Annotated in this window: 25 protein-coding genes; 10 read left to right on the top strand and 15 right to left on the bottom strand. The window is 70.2% G+C overall.

Features of this window, described 5'->3' with window-relative positions; translation table 11 throughout:
* Nucleotides 1–126 precede the first annotated feature (126 nt).
* The 13 genes from AC07AB_RS19775 to proS all read right to left on the bottom strand — a co-directional run bounded on the left by AC07AB_RS19775 (nt 127) and on the right by proS (nt 9,591).
* Entirely contained in the window at nt 127–435 is a 309-nt protein-coding gene (locus tag AC07AB_RS19775; RefSeq protein WP_004944840.1) for a DUF2469 domain-containing protein, read from the bottom strand.
* A 39-nt stretch (nt 436–474) separates the two neighbouring features.
* On the bottom strand, nt 475–963 hold the full coding sequence (locus AC07AB_RS19770) for an NUDIX hydrolase (RefSeq protein ID WP_478568586.1): 489 nt from the start codon (nt 961–963) through the stop codon (nt 475–477).
* 52 nt (nt 964–1,015) lie between these two features.
* The gene (lepB, locus tag AC07AB_RS19765) at nt 1,016–1,777 is read right to left on the bottom strand and encodes a signal peptidase I (RefSeq protein WP_478568330.1); all 762 of its coding nucleotides are present in this window, start codon (nt 1,775–1,777) and stop codon (nt 1,016–1,018) included.
* An 84-nt stretch (nt 1,778–1,861) separates the two neighbouring features.
* The gene (gene lepB / locus AC07AB_RS19760) at nt 1,862–2,773 is read right to left on the bottom strand and encodes a signal peptidase I (RefSeq protein ID WP_478568583.1); all 912 of its coding nucleotides are present in this window, start codon (nt 2,771–2,773) and stop codon (nt 1,862–1,864) included.
* The gene (lepB, locus tag AC07AB_RS19755) at nt 2,715–3,725 is read right to left on the bottom strand and encodes a signal peptidase I (protein WP_478568327.1); all 1,011 of its coding nucleotides are present in this window, start codon (nt 3,723–3,725) and stop codon (nt 2,715–2,717) included. The genes lepB (AC07AB_RS19760) and lepB (AC07AB_RS19755) overlap by 59 nt, the downstream gene beginning before the upstream one ends.
* On the bottom strand, nt 3,718–4,512 hold the full coding sequence (lepB, locus tag AC07AB_RS19750; RefSeq protein WP_478568324.1) for a signal peptidase I: 795 nt from the start codon (nt 4,510–4,512) through the stop codon (nt 3,718–3,720). Before lepB (AC07AB_RS19750) ends, lepB (AC07AB_RS19755) begins: the two co-directional genes overlap by 8 nt.
* A 45-nt stretch (nt 4,513–4,557) precedes the next feature.
* Nucleotides 4,558–4,905 (bottom strand): 50S ribosomal protein L19, encoded by a 348-nt coding sequence (rplS, locus tag AC07AB_RS19745; RefSeq protein ID WP_478568321.1) that lies wholly within the window; start codon nt 4,903–4,905, stop codon nt 4,558–4,560.
* A gap of 148 nt (nt 4,906–5,053) precedes the next feature.
* Nucleotides 5,054–5,869 (bottom strand): tRNA (guanosine(37)-N1)-methyltransferase TrmD, encoded by an 816-nt coding sequence (gene trmD / locus AC07AB_RS19740; RefSeq protein WP_478568318.1) that lies wholly within the window; start codon nt 5,867–5,869, stop codon nt 5,054–5,056.
* Entirely contained in the window at nt 5,869–6,426 is a 558-nt protein-coding gene (rimM, locus tag AC07AB_RS19735; RefSeq protein ID WP_478568315.1) for a ribosome maturation factor RimM, read from the bottom strand. Before rimM ends, trmD begins: the two co-directional genes overlap by 1 nt.
* 148 nt (nt 6,427–6,574) lie before the next feature.
* Complete coding sequence (locus tag AC07AB_RS19730) at nt 6,575–6,814, bottom strand: RNA-binding protein (protein ID WP_030884973.1); 240 nt, start codon at nt 6,812–6,814, stop codon at nt 6,575–6,577.
* A 2-nt stretch (nt 6,815–6,816) separates the two neighbouring features.
* Complete coding sequence (rpsP, locus tag AC07AB_RS19725) at nt 6,817–7,257, bottom strand: 30S ribosomal protein S16 (protein ID WP_030884970.1); 441 nt, start codon at nt 7,255–7,257, stop codon at nt 6,817–6,819.
* Nucleotides 7,258–7,413: 156 nt separating this feature from the next.
* Entirely contained in the window at nt 7,414–8,004 is a 591-nt protein-coding gene (locus AC07AB_RS19720) for a hypothetical protein (RefSeq protein ID WP_478568312.1), read from the bottom strand.
* A 174-nt stretch (nt 8,005–8,178) separates the two neighbouring features.
* The gene (gene proS / locus AC07AB_RS19715; RefSeq protein ID WP_478568309.1) at nt 8,179–9,591 is read right to left on the bottom strand and encodes a proline--tRNA ligase; all 1,413 of its coding nucleotides are present in this window, start codon (nt 9,589–9,591) and stop codon (nt 8,179–8,181) included.
* 191 nt (nt 9,592–9,782) lie between these two features.
* Here proS and AC07AB_RS19710 point away from each other — a divergent pair, with 191 nt between their 5' ends.
* The gene (locus AC07AB_RS19710) at nt 9,783–10,610 is read left to right on the top strand and encodes a class I SAM-dependent methyltransferase (RefSeq protein WP_478568306.1); all 828 of its coding nucleotides are present in this window, start codon (nt 9,783–9,785) and stop codon (nt 10,608–10,610) included.
* Between the two features lie 90 nt (nt 10,611–10,700).
* Here AC07AB_RS19710 and ftsH read toward each other — a convergent pair whose 3' ends face one another.
* Nucleotides 10,701–12,620 carry an ATP-dependent zinc metalloprotease FtsH gene (gene ftsH / locus AC07AB_RS19705; protein WP_478568303.1) on the bottom strand — a complete coding sequence of 640 codons (1,920 nt, stop codon included), beginning with the start codon at nt 12,618–12,620 and terminating at the stop codon, nt 10,701–10,703.
* A gap of 140 nt (nt 12,621–12,760) precedes the next feature.
* Here ftsH and yhfZ point away from each other — a divergent pair, with 140 nt between their 5' ends.
* From yhfZ to AC07AB_RS19660, 9 genes are all read left to right on the top strand, one after another.
* Nucleotides 12,761–13,699 (top strand): GntR family transcriptional regulator YhfZ, encoded by a 939-nt coding sequence (gene yhfZ, locus AC07AB_RS19700; protein ID WP_478568300.1) that lies wholly within the window; start codon nt 12,761–12,763, stop codon nt 13,697–13,699.
* 69 nt (nt 13,700–13,768) lie between these two features.
* A complete protein-coding gene (locus AC07AB_RS19695; RefSeq protein ID WP_478568580.1) occupies nt 13,769–15,124 on the top strand; it encodes a YhfT family protein in 1,356 nt (451 codons plus the stop codon).
* Nucleotides 15,125–15,218: 94 nt separating this feature from the next.
* Nucleotides 15,219–15,596: a transcriptional antiterminator gene (locus AC07AB_RS19690; protein WP_478568297.1), complete on the top strand. Its 378-nt coding sequence runs from the start codon at nt 15,219–15,221 to the stop codon at nt 15,594–15,596.
* Between the two features lie 44 nt (nt 15,597–15,640).
* Complete coding sequence (locus AC07AB_RS19685) at nt 15,641–15,997, top strand: DUF2620 domain-containing protein (RefSeq protein WP_478568294.1); 357 nt, start codon at nt 15,641–15,643, stop codon at nt 15,995–15,997.
* 65 nt (nt 15,998–16,062) lie between these two features.
* The gene (locus AC07AB_RS19680) at nt 16,063–17,424 is read left to right on the top strand and encodes a YhfT family protein (RefSeq protein WP_478568291.1); all 1,362 of its coding nucleotides are present in this window, start codon (nt 16,063–16,065) and stop codon (nt 17,422–17,424) included.
* A 34-nt stretch (nt 17,425–17,458) separates the two neighbouring features.
* Nucleotides 17,459–18,400, top strand: a complete 942-nt coding sequence (locus AC07AB_RS19675) for a phosphotriesterase family protein (protein WP_478568288.1) — start codon at nt 17,459–17,461, stop codon at nt 18,398–18,400.
* A 1-nt stretch (nt 18,401) separates the two neighbouring features.
* Nucleotides 18,402–19,535: an aminotransferase class V-fold PLP-dependent enzyme gene (locus AC07AB_RS19670; RefSeq protein ID WP_478568285.1), complete on the top strand. Its 1,134-nt coding sequence runs from the start codon at nt 18,402–18,404 to the stop codon at nt 19,533–19,535.
* Nucleotides 19,536–19,537: 2 nt separating this feature from the next.
* Nucleotides 19,538–20,701 (top strand): alanine racemase, encoded by a 1,164-nt coding sequence (locus tag AC07AB_RS19665; protein WP_478568282.1) that lies wholly within the window; start codon nt 19,538–19,540, stop codon nt 20,699–20,701.
* A 30-nt stretch (nt 20,702–20,731) separates the two neighbouring features.
* Entirely contained in the window at nt 20,732–21,952 is a 1,221-nt protein-coding gene (locus tag AC07AB_RS19660; RefSeq protein WP_478568279.1) for a phosphopentomutase, read from the top strand.
* A gap of 158 nt (nt 21,953–22,110) precedes the next feature.
* Here the strand turns inward: AC07AB_RS19660 and ffh are convergent, their stop codons facing one another.
* The gene (gene ffh / locus AC07AB_RS19655) at nt 22,111–23,694 is read right to left on the bottom strand and encodes a signal recognition particle protein (protein ID WP_478568276.1); all 1,584 of its coding nucleotides are present in this window, start codon (nt 23,692–23,694) and stop codon (nt 22,111–22,113) included.
* Nucleotides 23,695–23,806: the final 112 nt, after the last annotated feature.

Genomic DNA, 23,806 nt, shown 5'->3' with positions numbered 1-23,806 from the left:
GCGGTCGGCCGCTCCCCGGGGTGCAGCAGCATCGGCACCACCTCCGACACCGACTGTGACGCCCCCGGCCCGATCCATTGGATCTTGGTGGATAACTCTGGCGGTTACCGCCGGGTTGTGGACAACTCAGCCACTCGGAAGGTCGAGGTCGCTCTTGTTGAGCTCCTCAATATTCACGTCCTTGAACGTCAGAACCCGCACCTGCTTGACGAAGCGAGCCGGTCGATACATGTCCCAGACCCACGCATCAGCCATCGAGACCTCGAAGAACACCTCACCTTGAACCGAGTGCACCTGCATCTCGTAGTCGTTGGTGAGGTAGAAGCGCCGTTCGGTCTCGATCACGTATTTGAACAAGCCGACGACATCGCGGTACTCCCGGTAGAGCTTCAGCTCCATCTCGGTCTCGTACTTTTCGAGGTCCTCGGCGCTCATGGCGTGTTCCCCTTCAGCCGTGCGTCCCCCCATTGTGCGTCAGGCGCGCTCAGTCTCCAGGAGCACCGGCCTACTCGGGGGCCCCTCGTCGAGCAGCGTACGCACCAACGCGGCGAGTTTGGTCGGATACACAGTCTCACGCGTCGTGAGAAGTTCCTCGCAGGTCCACCACCGCAACCCGGCCACACTGCGGCGCTCCAGGTCCGTCGCACCGCCCGTCCAGGACGCCTCCTGCTCGGTCCGGGCCAGGTAGTACCACTCCTCCTGCTCCCAGCGCCGCGCGTCGAAGAAGAACGAGCAGTGCCGCTGCCAGAGCACCGGACCCAGCTCGATGTCTGTGATCCCGGTCTCCTCCTCCAGCTCCCGGCGCGCCGCCCGCTCCCACGCCTCGTCGCCCTCCAGCCCGCCGCCCGGCGTGAACCACCAGGTCATGGACGGGTCGTCCGGCTCGAAGCCATGCATCAGGAGCACCCGGTCCCGCCGATCGAGCAGCACCACTCGTGCGGCCCTCCGCCGCCCCTCAGACACGAGCCCCTCAGGCACAGCCCCCTCGGACACGGCCCCCTCGGCCGCGGACTCCTCAGACACGGGCCCCACCGCCCTCCGCGGCGGCCGCCCCGGCCTGCCGCCGCCGGCCCAGCCGGCGCGCGATCGGCCCGTACGCCGCACCACCCAGGATCAGCACCGCACCCGCGGCCACCGAGATCACCACCGGCCGCAGCGGCCCGGGCTCCGAGGTTCCGCCGGGCATCGCCGCGAAAGCCGCCGGACGCGCCATCATGCCGAGGCTCTTCATCGGCCAGGCCGTCGCGTCCACCCGTGCCTTCACCGCGCCGCGCGGTACGGAGCCATGGTCACTGTCGGTCAGGTGCACGCGCGAGTCGAGCGAGCTCATGCGGTGGTCGCCCAGCAGGAAGAGCTGCCCCTTGGGGACCGTGGAGGAGAAGGCGGTCGGCGATGCCGACCCCTTGTCCGCCAGATACGGCTCCTCGACGGGTGCGCCGTCGACGGTCATCCGGCCCGCGCGGTCGCAGCAGGCGACCTTGTCGCCGCCGACCGCCACAACCCGCTTGACCATCGGCACCTTGCCCCACACCTTGTCCTCGAAGACGACGACGTCGCCGCGGCGCACCGCGGCGCCGTCTATGCGCTGCGCGAGCACCCGGTCGCCCTGCCCGATGGTCGGCGCCATCGAGTCGGTGGGCACGGTGTAGGGCTGGTAGAGCACGGCGCCCCAGACGAACCCGCCCAGGAAGAGCACACAGCCGACGGCCACGGCCAGCCCGGACAGCACCCTGCCCGCGCGGCCGTGGCCGTCGTCCGTACGTACCGCTCCACTCATCCCTGCTCCCGCCCCGCGTAGAAGTCGGATCCCCCTGTGCCATCAGGCACGGGATCGCACACTACCCGGCGGTACGGACCGCAGTCAGCCCACTTGCGCGGCCTTGCTGATCAGCCGGCGCCGACGCCAGAGCACCAGCGGCACCGCACCCGCGAGCCCCGCGACCGGCGGTGCGACGGCGCCTGCCGCGCTCAGTCCCGGCTGGTCGAAGGTGTCGGGGACGGACAGCGCCGACCAGCGGTTGATCGGCCAGGCGACGACGATGGCCCGCCCGACGACCTTGCTGACCGGGACCGTGCCGCCGCCGGGCAGGTCCTGGTGGTACCGCGAGTCCAGCGAGTTCTGGCGGTGGTCGCCCATCACCCAGATCTTCCCCTTGGGGATCTTGATCGGGCCGAACGGCTTGTCGCCGCAAGGGGTGTTGCCCGGGAAGATGTACGGCTCGTCGAGCGCCTTGCCATTGACCTTGACAGGGCCGGTGTTCTTGCACTCGACGGTGTCCCCGCCGACCGCGATGGCCCGCTTGATCAGGTCTTTCTCCTGGGACGAGGGCATCAGCCCGATAAAGCTCAGGGCATCCTGGATCGCATTGGTCTTCGGGGTGGGCTCATCGTCGAGCCAGTGCCCGGGGTCGTGGAAGACGACCACCTCGCCCCGCTCGGGCTCCGATCCGAACCACGGCGTCAGCTTGTCCACCAGCACCCGGTCGCCCTCCAGCAGAGTGTTCTGCATCGAGGCCGACGGGATCGAGAACGCCTGCACCAGAAAGGTCTTGATCAGCAGAGCGAGCACCAGCGCGATGCCGATCAGGATCGGGAGTTCCTTCCAGAAGGAACGCTGCTTCTTCTGCTTCACGCCGCGGCTTCCTCGTTGCGAGGAGTCCTCCGGTGGCTCCGGGGGCCCGGCCGCCTCCGGCACACCGGTCTCCGGAGCCCCCTCAGTCCCATCGGGTCGCCTTTCGGGCTCTTCGTGACCGGATCGTGCGCCGACCGCCAAATCCCCCACATCCACTCCTCACTCCGCGCTGCCGCCAGACCCACGACCGACGTAGGCCCACAACTCCCATAACGAGCGGGAGTTCCGCAGGGGTCGGGAGCTGGATCATTCCTTGCCGATCTGTGGAGGACAGACTATTCGGCGAACCCCTCGCCCGCGTCGCCTCGCCTCGCGCGTCTTTCACCGATGCGAACGGGGCCGATTCCGCGAGCCCCCGCCAGTGCGAGAACGGCCACGCGATGACCACGGCCCGCCCCACGACCTGCTCTTCGGAGACAGTGCCCAGGTGAGCGTCCTGCAAGTGGTAGCGCGAGTCCCCCGAGTTGGAGCGGTGGTCGCCCATCATGAAGAACCGTCCGGCAGGCACCGTGACGGAGAATTCGATCTTCGAGGGCGGGTTGCCGGGGTGCAGATACGGCTCGTCGAGCGGCGTTCCGTTGACGGTGATTTTGCCGTTCTCATCGCAGCACTTGACCGTATCGCCGCCGACGCCGATAACTCGTTTGATCAGATCCTGCTCGTCCGCGGACGGCAGCAGCCCGATGGCCGCCAGCCCCTCCTTGACCTGCTTGATCCCCACCGGGTCGGGCTTCGGCTTCGGCTCGCCGCGGAGCCAGCCCCCCGGATCCTTGAAGACCACCACGTCACCGCGGTGCGGCTTGGACCCGAACCAGGGCGTCAACTTGTCCACCAGCACCCGGTCGCCGATCCGGATCGTCTGCTCCATCGAGCCGGTCGGGATCACGAAAGCCTGGACGAGAAAGGTCTTCAGCACCACGGCGATCAGCAGTGCCACACCGATCAGGATCGGCACTTCCTTGACCGCGGACCGGCGTCGCCGACGCTTGACGCGCCGCGCCGTCTTCCGCCGGTCGGCCCGGCCGCCCGTCGCCGCGCGGGGTATCTCGCCGTCGTGCTGCGCGTGCTCCCGCTCCCGCCCCCGGCTACCCATGCGCGCCGCCGGGCTTCGGTACGTCCGCGAAGCCGGCCGGCCGCTTCAGCGAGGTCATCCGGCCGAAGGGCCAGCCGATCCAGTCCGCCCGTCCGATCACCCGGTCGACGGGCACAGTGCCGCCGCCGGGCTCCCCGAGGTGGTCGCGCGAGTCCCGGGAGTCGCTACGGTGGTCGCCCATGACCCACAGCTTCCCCTCGGGCACCACGATGTCGAACGGTGCCCGCGACGGTACGTCCCCCGGATACAGGTAGCCCTCGGTGATCGGCCGACCGTTCACCATCAGCCTCCCACGCTTGTCGCAGCAGGTGACATGGTCCCCGCCGACGCCCACGACCCGCTTGATGTAATCCGTGCCGGCCGGCTTCATCAGTCCGACCACCGAGCCCGCGCGGCGCACCAGGCCGGCCACCGCGTTCTCGGACGGCGCGTTCTGAAGGAAGGAATCGGTGCCGTCGAAGACCACAACGTCACCGCGGCGCGGTTCGTCCCCGAAGCTGTACGCGAGCTTGTTGACCAGGACCCGGTCCCCCACCTGGAGGGTGTTCTCCATGGAGCCGCTGGGGATCAGAAAGGGCTGCACCACGAAGCCGCTGACGAACAGCAGCACAACGATGCAGGTGACTAGCAGCAGGGCCGTTCTGCGCAGCGCCCCGCCGCCCGTGAGCCACTGCCAGGACGCCCCTGGGGAGAAACGGGGAAAACGCGCGGAGCGCGACCCCTGCTCCTGACCCTCATCGGGTTCAGGAGAGCGGTCGCGCTCCGAAAGCTGTGCGTCGGTGTCCATCGAGCCGAGAGCCTATCCGGCCTGGCCCGGACGCCGGACGGCAGATTACTTGTCGCGCTTCTCCTTGATCTTCGCGGCCTTGCCGCGGAGCTCACGGAGGTAGTACAGCTTCGCGCGACGCACGTCGCCGCGGGTGACGAGCTCGATCTTCTCGACGATCGGGGTGTGCACGGGGAAGGTGCGCTCGACGCCGACGGAGAAGGAGACCTTGCGGACCGTGAAGGTCTCGCGCACGCCGGCGCCCTGGCGGCGGATGACTACGCCCTTGAACTGCTGGACACGGGAGCGGCTGCCCTCGATGACGCGCACGTGGACGTTGACGGTGTCGCCGGGGCGGAAGGCCGGAAGGTCGCTGCGCAGCGATGCGGCATCGACGTTGTCGAGAAGGTTCATGACCGTCTGCTTTCTTCGCTGATGCCACAGGTCATCAGCGGAAATTCGTGATGAGAGTTGAGGGGTGCCGCTCCGGTGGAGCGGCGCTGTGTCGGGCGGACGTCGTTCCCCCTGTGGCAGGGGCGCACGCCGGACGTACAGCAGCGGCCTATTCTTCCACGGTCTGACCCGACCGCCCAAATCGGCCGTCGGGAAGCTCCGCCCAGCCCAGCGCGGCGAGGATTTCGCGGTCCTTCTTGTCGAACGCGGCCGAATCGGCGCGCTCGATCAGGTCGGGCCGGTTCGCGGTCGTGCGGCGGAAGGCCTCATCGCGCCGCCAGCGGGCGACCTTGCCGTGGTGGCCGCTGAGCAGGACGTCGGGGATGCCGTGCCCGCGCCACTCGGGGGGCTTGGTGTAGACGGGCCCTTCCAGCAGGTCGGCCATCGCGCCGGGGGCGAAGGAGTCGTCGCGGTGCGAATCGGCGTTGCCGAGGACGCCGGGCAGCAGCCTGGCGATGGCCTCGACCATGACGAGGACCGGGGCCTCGCCGCCGGCGAGCACGTAATCGCCGATGGAGACCTCGCGCACGTCGAGCCGCTCGCCGTACTCGGCCATGACGCGGCGGTCGATGCCCTCGTAGCGTGCCGGGGTGAAGAGCAGCCAGGGCCGCTCGGAGAGCTCCACCGCGAGCCGCTGGGTGAAGGGCACGCCACTGGGGGTCGGTACGACCAGGGTGGGCCGTGCGTCGTCGGCGCCCGATTCGATGACCGCGTCGAGGGCCTCGCCCCAGGGCTCTGGCTTCATGACCATGCCAGGGCCGCCGCCGTACGGGCTGTCGTCGACCGTGTTGTGCCGGTCGTGCGTCCACTCGCGCAGGTCGTGCACCCGTACGTCCAGCTGCCCGCGGGCGCGCGCCTTGCCGACCAGCGAGACGTTCAGCGGCTCCAGGTACTCCGGGAAGATCGTGATGACGTCGAGGCGCATCAGGCGTCGCCCTGCTCGGCGTCCCGGGCGCTCGCGACCTCGGCCTGGCTGTCGTCGATCAGACCGGGCGGCGGGTCGATGACGGCGCGCTGCGCCTCCAGGTCGATCTCCGGGACGATCTCGGTGACGAAGGGGATCATCACTTCGCTGCCGTCGGGCCGCTCGACGATGAAGAGGTCCTGGGAGGGCAGGTGGGAGATCTCGGTGATGCGGCCGACCTCGGTGCCGTCGACGGTGACGACGTCGAGGTCCATCAGCTGGTGGTCGTAGTACTCCTCGGGGTCCTCGGGGACCTCCTCGGGGTCGACCTCCGCGATGAGGAGTGTGTTGCGCAGGGCTTCGGCGCCCGTACGGTCGGTGACGCCCGCGAAGCGCAGCAGCAGCCGGCCGCTGTGCACCCGCCCGGTCTCGATGGTCAGCGGGCCGGCGGCGGCCGGGTCCGTGGCCAGTACGGCGCCGGGGCCGAGCCGCAGTTCGGGCTCGTCCGTACGTACCTCCACCGTCACGTCGCCCTTGATGCCGTGGGCGCGTCCGATCCTGCCGACTACCAGCTGCACTGTGCCTGTCTCCTCCGTGCGGCCGAGCCGCGGCCGCTCGCGCGGGTGTGATCGCGCGCCGTCGCGGTTGCTCGTTTCTTGGTCACCGCCGACAAAGGCCGGGGGTGGCCGAAGCCTCCCCCGGCCCATGCCGGTGCTGTATCGCTGCTCAGTGGACCTGGTCCACGTCGACGAGGTCGACGCGGATACCGCGGCCTCCGAGCGCCCCTACGACAGTGCGCAGGGCACGCGCGGTACGGCCATTGCGGCCGATCACCTTGCCGAGGTCGTCGGGGTGCACCCGGACCTCCAGAACGCGCCCGCGACGCAGGACGCGCGAGGCGACCTGCACGTCGTCGGGGTTGTCGACGATGCCCTTCACCAAATGCTCGAGGGCTTCCTCGAGCATCCTCAGGCCTCGGTCGACTCGGTGGACGCGGTGGCCTCGGCCGCCTCGTCCTTCTTCTCCGACTTCTTCGCCTTCGGGGTGATGGCCTCACCCTTCGGCTCGTCGCCGGAGCTCTTGGCGGCGGCCTCGAAGAGGGCGCGCTTGTCAGCCTTCGGCTCGGCGACCAGCATCGGGGCCGGGGCGGGCAGACCCTTGAACTTCTGCCAGTCGCCGGTCACCTTGAGGATGGCCATGACGGGCTCGGTCGGCTGCGCGCCGACACCCAGCCAGTACTGCGCGCGCTCCGAGTCGACCTCGATGCGCGACGGGTTCTGCACCGGGTGGTACAGGCCGATCTCCTCGATGGCCCGGCCGTCACGGCGGGTACGGGAGTCGGCGACGACGATGCGGTAGTGAGGCGAACGGATCTTGCCCAGACGCTTCAGCTTGATCTTGACTGCCACGGAAGTGGTGTCTCCTGGTCTTGACGTGGTTGGGCACAACGAGATGCCACGTGGGGTTGCGGTACCCGATTTGCCCGATGGACGCGTCAGCCGGAGGAGAGAGGGGTCCTATGCGGCTGTCGAGTACAGCTGACCATTCTGCCATACGGCGACTGATCAGCCGACCGCCAGCGCCTCGGGGATGCGGAACGGCTGTCCGCACCCGCCGCACATGATCGGGGCCTGCGCCAGCACCGACGGCACCACGCGGACGTTCCGGCCGCAGTCGCAGACGGCCTTCACACGCACCCCGCCACCGGAAGAGCCGTGCCGGGCGGCGGGCCCCCGGAACGTACGGGAGGTGTCGGCCGTGGTGGCGACAGTGTGGGCCTTGAGCGCGCGCTGGAGTCTCTCGATCGTCGGGCGGTAGCGCTTTCGCGCCTCGGGGTTGAGCATGACCAGCGAGAAACCGCTGCTGGGATGCGGCTCCTCGGAGTGGTCCAGGCCCAACTCCTCGGCGATCGCCAGGAATCGGCGGTTGTGGTAGCGGCCGGCGCGTGAGGTGTCGCGGACGCCGCGGGCGGCGGCGATGCCGTGGACTGCCTCATGCAGCAGCCGTTCGAAGGAGAGTTCCGCGCCGCAGGCGGACGAGGATTCTCCGATCAGGGATTCGGGCGCGGCCAGGTCCGGCAGCTCGGGATGGTGCCGTTGAATGTCGGCCCAGGCGAGCGCCAGTTCGGCGGCGAGAACAGGCGGTGTCGTGCTCACGTCGTGACAACGAGCCGGGATGGCCCGGTGTTCCGATACCGGGCCATCCCAAATAATTTGCACGTACCAGTCAGTTCACGCTCATGCGTCCCGACGAGGGCGGGTGCGTCGATGTGCGGAGAAGTCGCGCACCCGTTCCCAACCCGGGACGTAACCCCGGCTGAGACCGGGGTATCAGTAGGCGCGCGCGACGATGGCGACGGTACCCGGGGCGTCGTCCGCGTCCGGCACCGCACCGTCCTCGGTCACCAGGCACCGTACGGACGCGGCCTGCTCGGCGAGGGCCGCCTCGCCCGCCGGGCCCAGGTCCGCCCACGGAATGCGCGCCCAGCCGCCCCCGGCCGCCACCTCCGCGGCCTCCTCGACCGTCGTCACCTCGGCGGTACGGGCCTCCCGGCGCTCCCGGGACTGGCGCAGCAGCGTCTCCTGGTCCTCTTCGAGGACCTTGGGGAGCAGGTCGGCCAGCCCCTCCAGGCGTACGGGCTCCTTGCCGCCCGGGATGCGGCGGGCGAGCATGGCGGTGCCGCTCTCCAGGTCGCGCGGCCCGACCTCGATGCGTACGGGCACGCCCTTGAGCTCCCAGTCGACCGCGCGGCGGCCGAAGGGGGTGTCGACGCGGTCGTCGACCTGGACCCGGATGCCCGCGGCCTTCAGCCGGTCGCCGATCTCGCGGACCTTGGCGACGGCCTCGTCGCCCTTGATCGCGAGGACCACGACCTGGATGGGGGCGAGACGTGGCGGGACGCGCAGCCCGTTGTCGTCGCCGTGCATCATCACCATGGCGCCGACCATGCGGGTGGTGGAGCCCCAGGAGGTCTGCCAGACGTGCTCCTGCCGCCCGTCCTTGGAGAGGTACTGGGTGTTGAACGCCTTGGCGAAGTTCTGGCCGAGTTCGTGGCTCGTCCCCATCTGGAGGGCCTTGCCGTCGCCCATCATGCCCTCAAGGGTGAGGGTGTTGATGGCGCCCGCGAACCGCTCCTTGGGCGTCTTGCGGCCCAGGACGACATCCATGGCCAGGACGTTCTCCATGAATTCCGCGTAGACGTGGCGGTGGATGCGAGCCGCGAAGTCCCGGGCGTCCTCATAGGTGGCGTGGGCGGTGTGGCCCTCCTGCCAGAGGAATTCACTCGTCCGCAGGAAGAGGCGCGGGCGCAGCTCCCAGCGGACGACGTTGGCCCACTGGTTGATCAGCAGGGGCAGGTCCCGGTAGCTCTGCACCCACTTCGAGAAGTACTCGTTGACGATCGTCTCCGAGGTGGGCCGGATGACGACCGGCTCTTCCAGCTCCTTGCCGCCACCGTGCGTGACGACCGCGAGCTCGGGCGCGAAGCCCTCGACGTGCTCGGCTTCCTTCGTCAGGTAAGACTGCGGAATGAGTAGCGGGAAGTACGCGTTCTGGGCGCCGGCGTCCTTGATCCGGGCGTCCATGTCCTGCTGCATGCGCTCCCAGAGCCCGTACCCGTACGGCCGGATGACCATGGTGCCGCGCACCGGGCCGTTGTCCGCCAGCTCGGCCTTGTTGATCAGGTCCTGGTACCAGCGGGGGAAATCGTCCGCCTGGGGGGTGAGAACGGGAGCCTTTGCCATGGCGGGAATGGTACGGGGCACCCGCCACGGAGCGTGAATCGCGCCCAGAGGGGCATCCCCCACTGGACGAGTCGGCGGATGCGGAGTTCCCTGGCATACGGGGGTGTTCCACAACTGCGCGCGCGACCGGCGCACACGGGGGCGGCGAATCTTGAATACATCACGTCTCTCGGCGGATTGGGGCGCTTTCGATGACATCCACGCTCGTGCGGCGGCACCATCAGGACTTTCCCGCACCCCAGGAGCGGGCCCGTGACTGGGCCGAGATCCAGGAAAGGATGCTGGTACCGCTCTACGAAGCGGTCTACGAACGGCTGGAAGTCGACTCGGGGACCCGGTTGCTCAGCCTGGGCTGCGGCTCCGGTCTGGCGCTGCTGATGGCGGCGGCGCGGGGCGCGACGGTGAGCGGGGTCGACCCCGACGACCGGCGGCTGGACCTGGCCCGGCAGCGGCTGCTCCCGGAGCGCACTCCGGCGGACGGGCCGCGGCTGGGGCACGGCGGCCCCGGATGCGTAACGGACCCGAGTGGGGCAGCCTTCAATGTGGTGACCGCCTTCGACCCTTTGTACTGCGCGGGCGGCAGCGCCCGGACCATGTCGACTGCGCTCGCGGAGGGGGCCTCCTGCGCGGAACGGGGCTCTCCGGTCGTGCTGGCCGGCTGGGGCCCGCAGGAGCGGTGCGCGACGTCCGGGGCGCTGCGGGTCGCGGCCCGGCTGGCGGACCCGATGTGCGCGCCCGCCCGGTGGCGGCCGAGCGGGCGGGACGACCTGGAGAACCTGGCCCGGCAGGCGGGGCTGCGGCCGGACGGTTCGGGCCGGGTGGCGTGCCCGTTCGGTTACGCGGACATGGATTGCGCGGTGCGCGGCCTGCTCTCGACGGGCGCGTTCGACGCGGCGGCGCGAGCGACCGACCAGACCCAGGTGGTGAAGGAGCTGACCGAGGCGCTCCACCCCTACCTGCGCGAGGACGGCACGGTCTGGATGCCGAATGTGTTCCGTTACCTGATCGCTTTGGTCTGACGGCGACCGCCTTGGTCTGACTGCGATCGCTTTGGTCTGACTGCGATCGCTTTGGTCTGACTGCGGTGCGTCGGGCCGCTGGGGTTCCTGTCAGCTCTCGGGCTTGCTGAGACGGGTGATCCCGGCGACGCGGTACGCCTCGCCCTCCTCCAGGGTCTCGTTGGCGAGCAGCGCCTCGGCGAGTGCGTCGAGCTGCGCGCGGTGCTCGGTCAGCAGCCGGCACGCCTCCTCGTAGCAGTCGTCGACGATGCGCCGCATCTCGTTGTCGACGGCGTCGAGCGTGGCGGGGGCGGCGGAGAGCCCGTATGCCTGCTGGGCGTCGCTGGGGATGGCGGTGAGGCGGCCGACGCGTTCGCTCATGCCCCAGCGGCCGACCATGCCGCGGGCGATCCCGGTGACCTGTTCCAGGTCGCTCTCGGCGCCGGTGGTGATCACGCCGAAGACGGTCCGTTCGGCTGCCATACCGCCGAGCGCGCCGATGATCCGGCCGCGCAAGTACTCCTCGGTGTAGGCGTAGCGGTCGGCGTCGGGGGTGGAGAGGGTGACGCCGAGCGCCCTGCCGCGGGGCACGATGGTGATCTTGCGGACGGGGTCGGCGCCGGGCTGGAGCATGCCGAGCAGGGCGTGGCCGCTCTCGTGGAAGGCGGTGCGGCGCCGTTCTTCCTGGGGCATCACCAGGGGCCGCTCGGCGCCGAGTTGGATCTTCTCCAGGGCGTCGGAGAACTCGGCGGGGCCGACCACCGACCGCTTGCGCTTGACGGCCAGGAGCGCCGCTTCGTTGGCGAGGTTGGCGAGGTCCGCTCCGGTCATGCCCGGGGTCGTACGGGCGACGTGGACGAGGTCGACGTCGTCCGCGAGCGGGGTGCGGCGGGTGTGGATGCGCAGAATGGCTTCGCGGCCGTCGCGGTCGGGCGGGCTGACGGTGACCGTGCGGTCGAAGCGGCCGGGGCGGGTGAGGGCCTTGTCGAGGATGTCCGCGCGGTTGGTGGCGGCGATGACGACGACGCCTTCGGAGCCGGAAAAGCCGTCCATCTCGGTGAGGATCTGGTTGAGCGTCTGTTCGCGCTCGTCGTGGCCGCCCATGCCGCCGCCACCGCGCGCCCGGCCGATGGTGTCGATCTCGTCGATGAAGATGATCGAGGGGGCGACCTTGCGGGCCTCGGCGAACAGTTCGCGGACCCGGCCGGCGCCGACGCCGACGATCATCTCGATGAATTCGGAGGCGGAGGCGGAGAAGAAGGGGACGCCGGCCTCGCCCGCGACGGCGCGGGCCAGGAGCGTCTTGCCGGTGCCGGGCGGCCCGGCGAGCAGGACGCCGCCGGGCATCCGGGCGCCGAGCTTGCGGTACGCGTCGGGGTTCTTGAGGAAGTCGACGATCTCGGTGAGTTCGGCTTCGACCTCGTCGATGCCGGCGACGTCCTCGAAGGTGGTGCGCTTGCCCTCCTCGGGCACTACGGGCTTGGGCGGGGCCTTGCGGCCGAAGCCGCCCATCCCGCCACCCATGGCGCCGCGCATCCTGCGCGCGATGAAGATCCAGAGCACCACCAGCAGCAGCATGGGCGCGAGGGAGATCAGCAGGTTGTAGAGGAAGCTGCGTTCCTTGACGACGGGCTCGGCGGTGACGGTGACCTTGTTCTTGGCGAGGGTCTCCCAGAGCTTGTCGTTGGCGAAGGCCGGGCGCTGGGTCTCGAACTGCGTGTAGTCGCCCTTGCCGCCGGGGACGGGCTTCTTCGCCTTGAGCTCGCCCTGGATCGACTCGCCCTTGGAGTAGAGCTTGGAGATGTTGTCGGCGTTGAGCTGGTTGCTGAACTCCGTGTACGAGATCGACTTGGTGTCGTTACCGCCGAAGAACGAGAGCAGGACGTCCGTGATCAGGAAGACGGCGATAGCGGTGAGGACCAGTCGGCCCCAGCCACCGGGCATCTTGCGCTTCGGTGCCGGGGCCGGTGGGGTGCCCTCCGCCCGCCAGGGCTGATCGGGATTGCCACGCGGGGGTACGGGGTTGCTCACTCCTGCTCTCCTTTTTCCAGAGCCCTGCCGCCGGACCCTGCCGCCGCGACCGTACTGGAGAAATCACACTAATCGGCGCATTGGGAAGTGAGTCTTGGGACCCCTTGTCAATATCCAGAATCCTGGTTACTGTCGTATGCGTGAACGGCATCGATGAGCGGTTCCTGACCCGCAACGGACTTGCTGCCCGGCAGTTGGCGGCCCTGTTGCTCAACCACGAGCAGGACACCCGGATGCCCCGCGTCCGCGATTTCGCCGCGCAGCTCGGCGTCGGCAACGGCACCGTCCAGGCGGCGCTGCAGATGCTGGAGGAAGCGGGCGCGATCGAGACGGTCGCCCGCGGACATCTCGGCACCTTCCTGGTCTGGGCCGACCGCACCATACTGTGGCGGCTGGCCGGCCTCGGCACCCTGCTCGCGGCGATGCCACTGCCCTACTCCCGTCGTTACGAGGGCCTGGCCACCGGCCTGCGGGACGCCTTCGAAGAAGCCGGCGCACCCTTCGCGATCACCTTTATGCGCGGTGCGAGCGCCCGGGCCGCCGCCCTGCTGGAGAGCAAGGTCGACCTCGTCGTCCTCTCCCGCTTCGCCGCCGACCGGCTTACCGAGGAGCACCCGCTGGAGCTGGTCGCGGACCTGGGCCCCGCCACGTACGTCGGCGCCCACGGCATGCTGCTGCGCCACGGCACCTCACTGGAACAGCGGCTGCGCGTCGCCATCGACCACTCCTCCGAGGACCAGCGGATGCTGACCAAGCGCGCCTTCGCGGGCCGCTCGGACATCGAGTGGGTCGAGACCTCGTACATGCAGTTGGGCGACCTCTTCGCGAGCGACCAGCTGGACGCCACCGTGTGGAACCTCGACGAGGTGCCGCACGGTCAGCTCGGCGCCTCGGTGGACATATTGCCGCTGGGCGACGAAATCACCCGCGATCTGTCGCTGCGCAACTCCAGCGCCGCCATCATCGGCCGCGCGGCGGGGGCGGCCGCGCTGACCGCCGTGCGCGAGGCGCTCGACCTCTCGGTCATCACCACATCGCAGAGCGAGGTGCTGCGCGGTGAGCGCATCCCCTCCTACTGACCATCCGCACTGCTTGACCATCCGTACGGCTGAAAGCAGACCCACATGCAAGACCAAGGGCCGGGAGCGATGGAACTCGCCGCCAGTGGGCACCACTCACTGAGTCTCTCCCCCACGCAGATAGTTCTGACCGTCGTCGTCTGCGCGCTCTCGGCGCTGCTGGTGAACATGGCGGTGGCCGTCTTCCACGACGGCGTACGGCCGTTCATGCTCGACTACCGCCAGGGCCGGATGAAGCGGCGCGAGATCACGACCATCGCCTTCAGCCTCTCCTCCGGCTTCATCTTCGGGCTCGGCGCACCGATGGCCTTCTCGACCGGCGTCCTCAACCCCTGGCTGCTCTTCCTGCCGACCGACATCCTCGGCCTGCTCGCGCCCCGGCGGTGGCTCGCCCCGGTGCTGGGCGCGGCCTGGGCGCTGCTGGTCATCTTCGGCCTCGCGGGCGCCACCGACGCGGCACAGGCGCTGCCGGTGGACTTCCTCACCGCGATGCAGGCGCTGTCCGACCCGGTGATGTACCTGTTCGCCTTCTTCCCGGCCGTGGCCATCGCCTATCAGTTCGGCAAGGCGCGCGGCGGGATCGCCTTCGCCGTAGAGGGCTTGATCATGCTGGCCACGGCGTACTTCTGGAAGAGCCTCTTCCCGGGGGCGCTGGCGATGGCAGCGGGCATGGCGATGCTGGTCGCCTTCGCGGTGCGGCGCGACGTCGTCAACCGGCGCACGGTACGGGCGGAGGCCGCGGCGAGGGGCGAGGAGCCGCCCGTGGTCGACACGTCGGCCGCCGACTCGCTCTTCGGTGAGAACGCGAAGCGGCTGCGCAAGTATCTGCCGTGGCTGCTGCTGCTCGGCGGGCTGACGGGCGCGCTGTGCGCGACCGGGGTGTTCGCGGGCGGCGAGGCGACGAGCTACATCGTGCAGAAGGGGGACATGGGCAATGCGGCGCAGATCGACTTCTACCGCACCTTCGGCTTCATCCCGCTGATCGGGCTGACCTCGCTGGCCTCCGGTGTCTACGCCACCAACGGCATGAACTTCGTGTACGCGGCCGGCTACATCGCCGCTCCGAACCTGCTGGTCGGCGGCGTGGCCGGGGTGGTGGTGTTCGGCGTGGAGGTCCTGGCGCTCTCCCAGCTCGGCCGGCTCTTCGCGAGGGTGCCGTCCATGCAGGACGCCTCCGACCACATCCGCAACGCCATCAACCAGGTTCTGGAGATCGCCGTGCTGTTCGGCTCGATCCTGGCCGGGATGCATATGGGCGGCGGGGTCGGGGTGGCGCTGGTCGGCGGGCTCTACGTGCTGAACGAGGCCATGGGCCGGCCCGTGATGCGGCTGGCGGCGGCGCCCTGCGCCGTGATCCTGGTCGGCATCATGTTGAACCTCGCGAGCTGGGCGCATCTGTTCACTCCGATCAAGGTCGCCGGCTGATGGCACCACCCCTCCCGAGTACGCGAATCGGGACTTAAGTCACTGACGAAAATCCAAAATCCTGGTTACTGTCGAATTTGTGGAAAGGATGACCATGGATGACAAGCTCGCCCTCCGCATCCAGCTCTTCCGCGAGAGCGGTCAAGTACGGCCCGAGGTGGCCGACTTCGTGACCAGTGAGCTGCAGGCCCTCGCTTCCGAGGGCCGCACCGTCACCGAGGACACCGCCGGGATGCTCACCAGCCATCTGATGATGGCCCTCACCCGGCTGCTGGCCGGAGAGCCGATCGAGCAGTTCCTCACCGACGACCAGGTGGCCGCCGAGCTGGCGGGGCACCCCGACGCCGTCGACCGGGCTCACGCCATCTCCGCCCGCGCCAAGCGGGTCCTCGGCGCCCCGCTGCCGGAGTCCGAGATCAACTTCCTCGGCATGCACCTCGCCGTGCTCGCTCAGCACTCCACCGCTTCCTGAACGCCCGCACCCCCCAACACCATCAGCAGAGAGAAGGCCCAGTCATGACGAAGATCCTCACCGGCGGTGTCGGCAAGGTCGAGGTCGCGGAGACCGTCAAGAAGCTCGCCCTCGACGGCGTCGAGATCACCGTCTCCAGCGACATGGACGCCGCGATGAAGCTCCGCGCCGGCCAGGCGGACTACTTCCTCGGCACCTGCCACACCGGCGCCGGCGCCTCCCTCGGCGTCCTCGTCGGGCTCATGGGCAAGGACGCCTGCCACACCTTCGGCCGCTCCGTACCCACCGAAGACGCCGTCAGCGCCCTGCTCGCCGAGGGCAAGAAGGTCTTCGGCTTCGCCATCGACCAGATCGACCTGGTGGCCCCCACCGTGGCCCGCGCCATCGCGGCCCGCGGCTGACCCAAGGACACCGGGACGCCGGGAGCAAGACCCTGCCGGAACACCGGGGCACAAAGGAGTGACCTGTGAGTACGACCCTCACCGCCGCGAGCCACAGCCTCAGCTTTACGCTGCCGCAAGAACTGACCGTCATCGTCCTGTGCGCGCTGACCGCGTTCATCTCGCACATGGCACTCGCCGTCTTCAATGACGGTGCCCGCCCCTTCATGCTCGACTTCATCCAGGGGCGGTCGACGCGCAGCGCCATGACAGCGGTGTCGTTCGGGCTGTCCGCGGGCTTCATCTTCGGCCTCGGTGCGCCGATGGCGCTGTCCACCGGCGTGCTGAACCCCTGGCTGGTCTTCCTGCCCACCGACATCCTCGGCATCCTGTCGCCGAAGAAGTGGCTCGCCCCGATTCTGGGCGCCGCCTGGGGCGCGGTCATCGTCTTCGGTCTGAACGGCGCGAACAACCTCGCCCATGACCTGCCCGTCGACTTCATCACCGCCATGCAGCAGATGTCGACGCCGATCCTCTTCCTCTTCGCGCTCTTCCCCGTCCTCGCCATCACCAAGCAGTTCGGCAAGGCGCGCGGCGGCATCGCGGGCGTCGTCGAGCTGGCGCTCGTCGTCATGACGATGAAGCTCTGGCCCAACATGTTCGCGGGCGCTCTGGCCATGGCCGTCGGTGTGCTGATGCTGATCGGCTTCGCGGTCGACAAGGACATGCGGCAGCGCAAGGCCGACCGCGCCGCCGAGACCTCGGCGGCCGCTCCCGAGGACACGGCGGCCGGCGAGGCGGCCGACGACCCGATGGCCTCGCTGTTCAGTGCGAGCGCGACCCGGCTGCGCAAGTACCTGCCGCTCTTCATGGTGCTCGGCGCGGGCGTCTGCCTGCTGGCGCAGATGCATATCTTCGGCGGCGGCGAGGCCACCAGCTTCCTGATCGCCAAGGGCGACTACAGCGGTGCCGCCCAGGTCGACTTCTACCGGGTCTTCGGCTTCATTCCGCTGATCGCGACCACCGCGCTCGCCTCCGGCGCGTACGGCATCGCCGGCTTCACCCTCGTCTACCCGATCGGCTACCTGCTCCCGAACCCCTGGCTCGCGGTGATCGTCGGCGCGCTCGTCTTCGCCTGCGAGGTACTGGCCCTCTCCTGGATCGGCAAGGTGCTCGGCAAGCTGCCGTCGGTCCGTGACTCCTCCGAGCACCTGCGCAGCGCGATCTCCGAGACCCTGGGGCTCGCGATCCTCTTCGGCTCCCTGATGGCGGCCAACGCCATGGGCGGCGGCCTCGGCATCCTCATAGTCGGCGGGCTCTACATGCTCAACGAGGCGATGGGCCGGGTCGTGGTCCGGATGGCGGCGGCCCCCGCCGCGGTCATCGTCGGCGGCATCATCCTCAACCTCCTGTACTGGCTGAACCTGTTCACCCCCGTCAAGGGATGACGGCAGGCCCACTCGCCAGGAAGGCACAGCTCCTATGAACCACCTCCAGACCGTCACCGGCCCCCTCTCCCCCACCGACATCCAAGGCCCCGTCCTCACCCACGAACACCTCGTCATCGACCTCAGCCGGGACGCGGACCACGCGGCCGTCCTCAGCCCGGCCGAACACGCCGGGCCGGTCACCGCGGAACTCACGGCGCTGCGCGACGAGTTCGCACTGTCGCTGGTGATCGAGCAGACCTGCCGGGGCATGGGCCGCGACGCCGACGCCCTGGCCCGCATCTCCGAGCGGTCCGGTGTCGCGGTCGTCGCGGCCACCGGCTGGTACTACGAGCCGTTCCATCCGCGCGAAGTGAGCACGGCCGGACCGGCGGAGCTGACCGAGACGCTCATCCGCGAGATCGAGCACGGATTCGGCGCGACCGGCATACGGCCGGGGCTGATCGGCGAGGTCGGCAGCCACGGCAAACGTCCGAGCCCGGCCGAGACCCGCACCCTGCTCGCCTCCGCCCGCGCCGCCGTCGCCACGGGCCTCTCCCTGGCCACCCACGCGCAGCTCGGCCACGGCGGGCTCGCCCAGCTGGAGCTGCTGACGGACGCCGGGCTGCCCGCTCACCGGATCTGCGTGGGTCACCAGGACCTGCTCGACGACCCGGCCGTCCACCGCGAACTGGCGGCGGCCGGTGCGTATGTCGCCTTCGACACGGTGGGCAAGGAGAGCTACCAGAGCGACGACACGCGGTTGCGGCTGCTGCTCGCGCTGGTGGAAGCCGGTCACGCCGACCGTGTTCTGCTCAGCTGCGACATCTCGCGCCACGGCTATCTGGAGAGTGAGGGCGGCCAGGGCTACGGACACCTGTTCCGCTCTTTCCTCCCCAAGGCGCGGGCCGCCGGGCTGGACGACGACCTGATCGACCTGATGACACGGCGCAACCCGGTGCGGTTCCTGACCGGCTCGACCACGGAGGAGCTCTGAGATGAGCGCAGCACTGCCGCAGACCTTCCCGCTGGGGACGGTCCCGCTGGACGACGCCGTCGCCAAGCAGTTCCGGCTGATCGAAAGCACCGCCCGGCACTTCGAGGGAGCGCAGCTCTTCGAGGCGGACGCGGGCGTCGTACCGGGCCTCGGGCGGCCGCGCACCACCGCGAAGGTGGAAGCGGTCCTCGCCGACTTCTTCTCGGCCGAGGACGCCGCGTTCGTCCAGGGCGCCGGCACCGGCGCGATCCGCGCCGCGTTGAGCGCCGCCGTCAGCGCGGGCGACCCGCTGCTGATCCACCGCGCCCCCGTCTACCGCACCACCGAAGTCACCCTGCGAGGGCTGGGGGTGGAGACCGTGGAGGTCGACTTCAACGACTCGGCGGCGCTGGCCGGCGCGCTGGCCTCCGGCCGCTTCCGATGGGCCTATGTGCAGCACACCCGGCAGCGGCTCGCCGACTCCTACGACCCGGGCGAGGTGCTGGCCGCCTGCCGCGCCGCCGGTGTGCGCACCATCGTGGACGACAACTACGCGGTCATGCGGGTCCCCGAGAGCGGGGTGGAGCTGGGCGCCGACGCCTCCTGCTTCTCGCTCTTCAAGCTGCACGGCCCGGAGGGAGTGGGCGTCGTGGTGGGCGCGCGCGATCTTGTCGAGCGGGTGCGGGCCGACAACTACTCGGGCGGCGGCCAGGTCCAGGGCCACCAAGCGCTGGACGCGCTCAGAGCTCTCACCCACGTGCCCGTGATGTGGTCCGTGCAGTCGAGGGTCGGGGCGGAGGTCGCCGAGCGGCTGGTCGCGGGCGAAGTGGCGGGCGTGGCGGAGGTCCGTATCGCCAACGCGCAGGACCGCTGCCTGCTCGTACGCCTCAACCGGCCCGTCGCCCGCGACCTGCCCGCGGCCGCCGCGCGGTTCGGCGCGGCCCCCTACCCCGTCGGCTCCAACTCCCGCTATGAAGTGGCCCCGCTCTTCTACCGGATGTCCAGCTCGTCCCTCGACGACGCCCCGGAGCTGGCCGACTGGACGGTGCGCATCAACCCGATGCGGGCCGGCGCGGACCTTGTGATCGACATCCTCCGCCGCGCCCTGCAGGACACCCCGCGCGACGCGCACCACTCTCGCGAACCCAAGGACTGACCGTGTTCCTCGACACCGTCCTCACCCGCAACCCTCGACTGGCCGACGCCGCAGCCGCGTTGCATCAGACGGGGGAGATCCCGCCCAACACGTATGTGGTCGACCTCGACGCCGTGGAGGCCAACGCCGAGATGCTGGCCGCCGAGGCCCGGCGGGTCGGCCTCAGCCTGTGGTTCGTGGTCAAGCAGATCGGCCGCAACCCCGAGCTGATCCGTGCCATCGCCCGGCACATCCCGAAGTTCGCGGCCATCGAACCGCCCGAGGCCCGCGTTCTGCACGCCGCCGGCGCTCAGGCCGGCAACCTCGGCCACCTCGCGCAGATCCCGCGCCGCGCCCTTCCGGAGATGCTCGCCTGGCGCCCCGAGACCGTCACGGTGTACGACCTCGCCAACGCCCGCGCCGTCTCCGACGCCGCCGCCCGGCTCGGCTTCGTACAGGACATCCTGATCCGGCTGGAGGGCGCCGAGGGCTCCGTCTACCCCGGCCAGGAAGGCGGCGTTCCGCTCGCCGGGCTGGACGCCTTCGCGACAGAGGCGGAGCGGCTGCCGGGCGTACGGATCGCGGGCGTGACCGCCTTCCCCTGCGTCCTCTGCGACCCCGCGGACTCCCGCCCCCGCCCCACCCCCAACTTCGAGCTGGCCATCGAGGCCCGGCGGGCCCTCGCCGCCCGCGGCCACGCGGACCTGGCGCTCAGCGCGCCCAGCGCCACCTCCATGGCCACCCTGCCGATGCTCGCCGAACTCGGCGCCACGCACGGCGAACCGGGCCACTCCCTCACCGGCACCACGCCCCTGCACGCCGTGGACCCGCACCAGCCGGAGATCCCCGCGTACGTCTACGTCAGCGAGGTCGCCCACACCCTCGCCGACGGGCGGCCCGCCCTGTTCGGCGGCGGTTTCTACGCGCGTTCCGGGGTCAAGGACGCCTTGCTGCCCCGCACCGCGGCCCGGCTGCCCGTACAGGAGGCGCCCGCCGAGAACATCGACTACTACCGCCTGCTGGAGGCTCCCGCGCCCGATCAGGACGTGCGCGTCGGCGACACCGCCGTCCTCGCCTTCCGCACGCAGATCTTCGTCACGCGCAGCACCGTCGCGGTCGTCTCCGGACTGGCCGCCGGCGCGCCGAAGCTGACCGGCCTCTACGACCCCCTGGGCCGCGCGTTCTGAAAGGCGCCGAGCGTTCTGAAAGGCACTGACATGAGCAAGACCGTCATCGTCGTCATCGACGGATTCGGCATCGGCGCGATGCCCGACGCGGGCGCCCTGCGCCCCGGCGACATCGCCGCCGACACCTGCGGCCACATCCTCGACCACTGCCGCAAGGAGCTGGACCGCCCACTGCGGCTGCCGTCCCTCGGCTCGCTCGGCCTCGGCCTGATCCACGGGCACCCGGACCTCGGTCGCACCACCAGGCTGCCGGTCGCCGTCGGCCGCGCCGCGCTCGGCTACCCCGGCGCGGACACCTACGCGGGCCACCAGACGATGATGGGCGCCGACTTCAGCGAGGTCACCGTGGCGCGGCTCGGCGAACACCTCGACGAGGTGCGGGCCGCGCTGGAGGCGGCGGGCCACCGGGTGGCGGAGCTGAACGGCAAGCCCCTGCTCGTCGTCGACGGGTGCGTCCTCGTCCACGACAACCTGGAAGCCGACCCCGGCATCAACTGGAACGCCTCCGGGAGCCTCGACGACTTTCCCTTCGACCGCATCCTGTCCATCGCCCGGACGGTCCGCGCCGTCGCGCCCGTAGCCCGCGTCATCGCGGTGGGCGGCCACGCCGACGGCCCGCTGCCCGGCTTCGTACGGGACGGCGAGAACGGCACGTACGGACTCGACACCCCGGCCACCGGCTTCTACCGCAACGGCGGGCTCGAAGTGCAGCACCTGGGCGCGCCGCTGGACCACACCCGGCAGTTGCCCGACCTGGCCGCTCGCGCGGGCGTCCCGGTCACCCTGGTCGGCAAGGCCGCCGACATCCTCGCCTGCGACGCGGCCGTGCGCCGCCCGGCGGTTCCCACGGCCGACGTGCTCGCCCACACCCTGGACGCCGTACGAACGCCGGGCCCCGGCCTGATCGTCGCCAACGTCCAGGAGACGGACCTGGCGGGGCACCAGCAGGACGTGCTGCGCTACGGCGAGGTCCTCGAACAGCTCGACGTGGGTCTGGCCGAGCTGATCGCACTGCTCGACACCCCCGGTGACCGCCTCGTCGTCACGGGCGACCACGGCAACGACCCCACCATCGGGCACGCCTTCCACACCCGCGAGTACGTGCCGGTCCTCATCCACCGCCCCGAGGCGGCGGGCCTGGAACTCCTTCCGGACGCCCCCTCGCTCGCGGACGTGGGCGCCACCGCGGCGCTCTCCCTGGGGCTGAGCCCGTCGGGCCTGGCGAACGGGGCACCGCTACGCGCCGCGTAGCGCACGGGTGGCCGCCGCGCGGTGCACCGCTGTGCGCCGCATAGCGCACCGGCACACGGCGCACAGCCGACGGGGCCGCCACAGCGCGTCCCCCGTGCCGCTCCGGAAGGCCGGGCCGCACGGGGGACGGAAGCGTTACGGGCGCCGCGCGCCGCCGCTCACTTGTCCGACGGCGGGAGCATGTCCCGGAACTCCTTGGGGAGTTCGAACGAGCTCGCGTCCTGGCCGGCCCCCGGGATACCGAACGCGCCGCCCTGCTGACCGCCCTCGCCGCCCTGACCGCCCGCCTCGCGCCGCGCGGCGGCCGCCTGCTCCTCGGCCTTGCGCTTCATCGGGTTGCCGCTCTTGCGCTTCCCCTTGGCCTGCTTGACCTGCTTCTTCTGCCGGCCCGGGCCACCGCCCGTGCCCGGCATCCCGGGCATCCCCGGCATGCCGCCGCCCTGCGCCATCTTCGACATCATCTTGCGCGCGTCGAAGAAGCGCTCCACGAGGCTCTTGACCGCGCTCACGTCCACGCCCGAGCCGCGGGCGATACGGGCCCGGCGGGAGCCGTTGATGATGTGCGGGTCCTTCCGCTCACCGGGCGTCATCGACTTGATGATCGCGGCGGTGCGGTCCACGTCCTTCTCGTCGAGGTTGTTGATCTGGTCCTTGATCTGCCCCATCCCGGGCAGCATGCCGAGCAGCTTGGAGATGGAGCCCATCTTCCGGACCTGCTCCATCTGGGCCAGGAAGTCGTCGAGCGTGAACTCCTTGGGGCCCTTCGCCAGCTTGGCCGCCATCTGCTCGGCCTCTTGCTGGCTGAAGGTCTGCTCGGCCTTCTCGATCAGGGAGAGCATGTCGCCCATGCCGAGGATGCGGGACGCCATGCGGTCCGGGTGGAACGCGTCGAAGTCGTCCAGCTTCTCGCCGTTGGAGGCGAACATGATCTGGCGGCCGGTGACGTGCGCGATGGAGAGCGCGGCACCGCCTCGGGCGTCGCCGTCCAGCTTGGACAGGACGACGCCGTCGAAGCCGACGCCGTCGCGGAACGCCTCCGCGGTGTTGACCGCGTCCTGGCCGATCATCGCGTCGACGACGAAGAGCACCTCGTCGGGCTTGACCGCGTCACGGATGTCCGCGGCCTGCCGCATCAGCTCCTGGTCGATGCCGAGGCGGCCGGCGGTGTCGACGATGACGATGTCGTGCTGCTTGGACTTGGCGAACTCGATCGAGTCCTGGGCGACCTTGACCGGGTCGCCGACGCCGTTGCCCGGCTCCGGCGCGTAGACGGCGACACCGGCGCGCTCGGCGACGACGGAGAGCTGGTTGACGGCGTTGGGGCGCTGGAGGTCGCAGGCGACGAGCAGCGGGGCGTGGCCCTGGCCCTTGAGCCAGTGGCCGAGCTTTCCGGCGAGGGTCGTCTTGCCGGCGCCCTGGAGGCCCGCGAGCATGATCACGGTCGGCGGGGTCTTGGCGAACCGCAGACGGCGGGTCTCGCCGCCGAGGATGCCGACCAGCTCCTCGTTGACAATCTTGATGACCTGCTGCGCGGGGTTCAGCGCCTGGGAGACCTCGGCCCCGGCGGCCCGCTCCTTGACCTGCTTGATGAACGAGCGGACGACGGGCAGTGCCACGTCCGCTTCGAGCAGGGCGATGCGGATCTCCCGCGCGGTGGCGTCGATGTCCGCCTCGGACAGGCGGCCCTTGCCCCGGAGGCTCTTGAACGTCGCTGCAAGGCGGTCGGAGAGGGTATCGAACACGGTGGTCGCAGATCCTTCGGGTCGGAAGCCGTTCGCCGGTCTCGTCGAGTCGGTTCTCAGGACGAGAGCCTGACTCTTGTCAGCGGGACGAGTACGTCGCGCCCCCAAGGGT

The sequence above is a fragment of the Streptomyces sp. NPDC044033 genome (assembly GCF_056434425.1).
Note: the sequence above shows the minus strand (reverse complement) of the source record. Positions and strands in the feature narration are given on the sequence as shown.

What these genes read in the sequence shown, in the direction of transcription:
- AC07AB_RS19775 (WP_004944840.1), bottom strand. Translation starts at nt 435, where the DNA reads ATGAGCGCCGAGGACCTCGAAAAGTACGAGACCGAGATGGAGCTGAAG.
- lepB (WP_478568330.1), bottom strand. Translation starts at nt 1,777, where the DNA reads ATGAGTGGAGCGGTACGTACGGACGACGGCCACGGCCGCGCGGGCAGG.
- lepB (WP_478568327.1), bottom strand. Translation starts at nt 3,725, where the DNA reads ATGGGTAGCCGGGGGCGGGAGCGGGAGCACGCGCAGCACGACGGCGAG.
- lepB (WP_478568324.1), bottom strand. Translation starts at nt 4,512, where the DNA reads ATGGACACCGACGCACAGCTTTCGGAGCGCGACCGCTCTCCTGAACCC.
- rplS (WP_478568321.1), bottom strand. Translation starts at nt 4,905, where the DNA reads ATGAACCTTCTCGACAACGTCGATGCCGCATCGCTGCGCAGCGACCTT.
- trmD (WP_478568318.1), bottom strand. Translation starts at nt 5,869, where the DNA reads ATGCGCCTCGACGTCATCACGATCTTCCCGGAGTACCTGGAGCCGCTG.
- AC07AB_RS19730 (WP_030884973.1), bottom strand. Translation starts at nt 6,814, where the DNA reads ATGCTCGAGGAAGCCCTCGAGCATTTGGTGAAGGGCATCGTCGACAAC.
- proS (WP_478568309.1), bottom strand. Translation starts at nt 9,591, where the DNA reads ATGGCAAAGGCTCCCGTTCTCACCCCCCAGGCGGACGATTTCCCCCGC.
- AC07AB_RS19710 (WP_478568306.1), top strand. Translation starts at nt 9,783, where the DNA reads ATGACATCCACGCTCGTGCGGCGGCACCATCAGGACTTTCCCGCACCC.
- AC07AB_RS19695 (WP_478568580.1), top strand. Translation starts at nt 13,769, where the DNA reads ATGGAACTCGCCGCCAGTGGGCACCACTCACTGAGTCTCTCCCCCACG.
- AC07AB_RS19690 (WP_478568297.1), top strand. Translation starts at nt 15,219, where the DNA reads ATGGATGACAAGCTCGCCCTCCGCATCCAGCTCTTCCGCGAGAGCGGT.
- AC07AB_RS19685 (WP_478568294.1), top strand. Translation starts at nt 15,641, where the DNA reads ATGACGAAGATCCTCACCGGCGGTGTCGGCAAGGTCGAGGTCGCGGAG.
- AC07AB_RS19675 (WP_478568288.1), top strand. Translation starts at nt 17,459, where the DNA reads ATGAACCACCTCCAGACCGTCACCGGCCCCCTCTCCCCCACCGACATC.
- AC07AB_RS19670 (WP_478568285.1), top strand. Translation starts at nt 18,402, where the DNA reads ATGAGCGCAGCACTGCCGCAGACCTTCCCGCTGGGGACGGTCCCGCTG.
- AC07AB_RS19660 (WP_478568279.1), top strand. Translation starts at nt 20,732, where the DNA reads ATGAGCAAGACCGTCATCGTCGTCATCGACGGATTCGGCATCGGCGCG.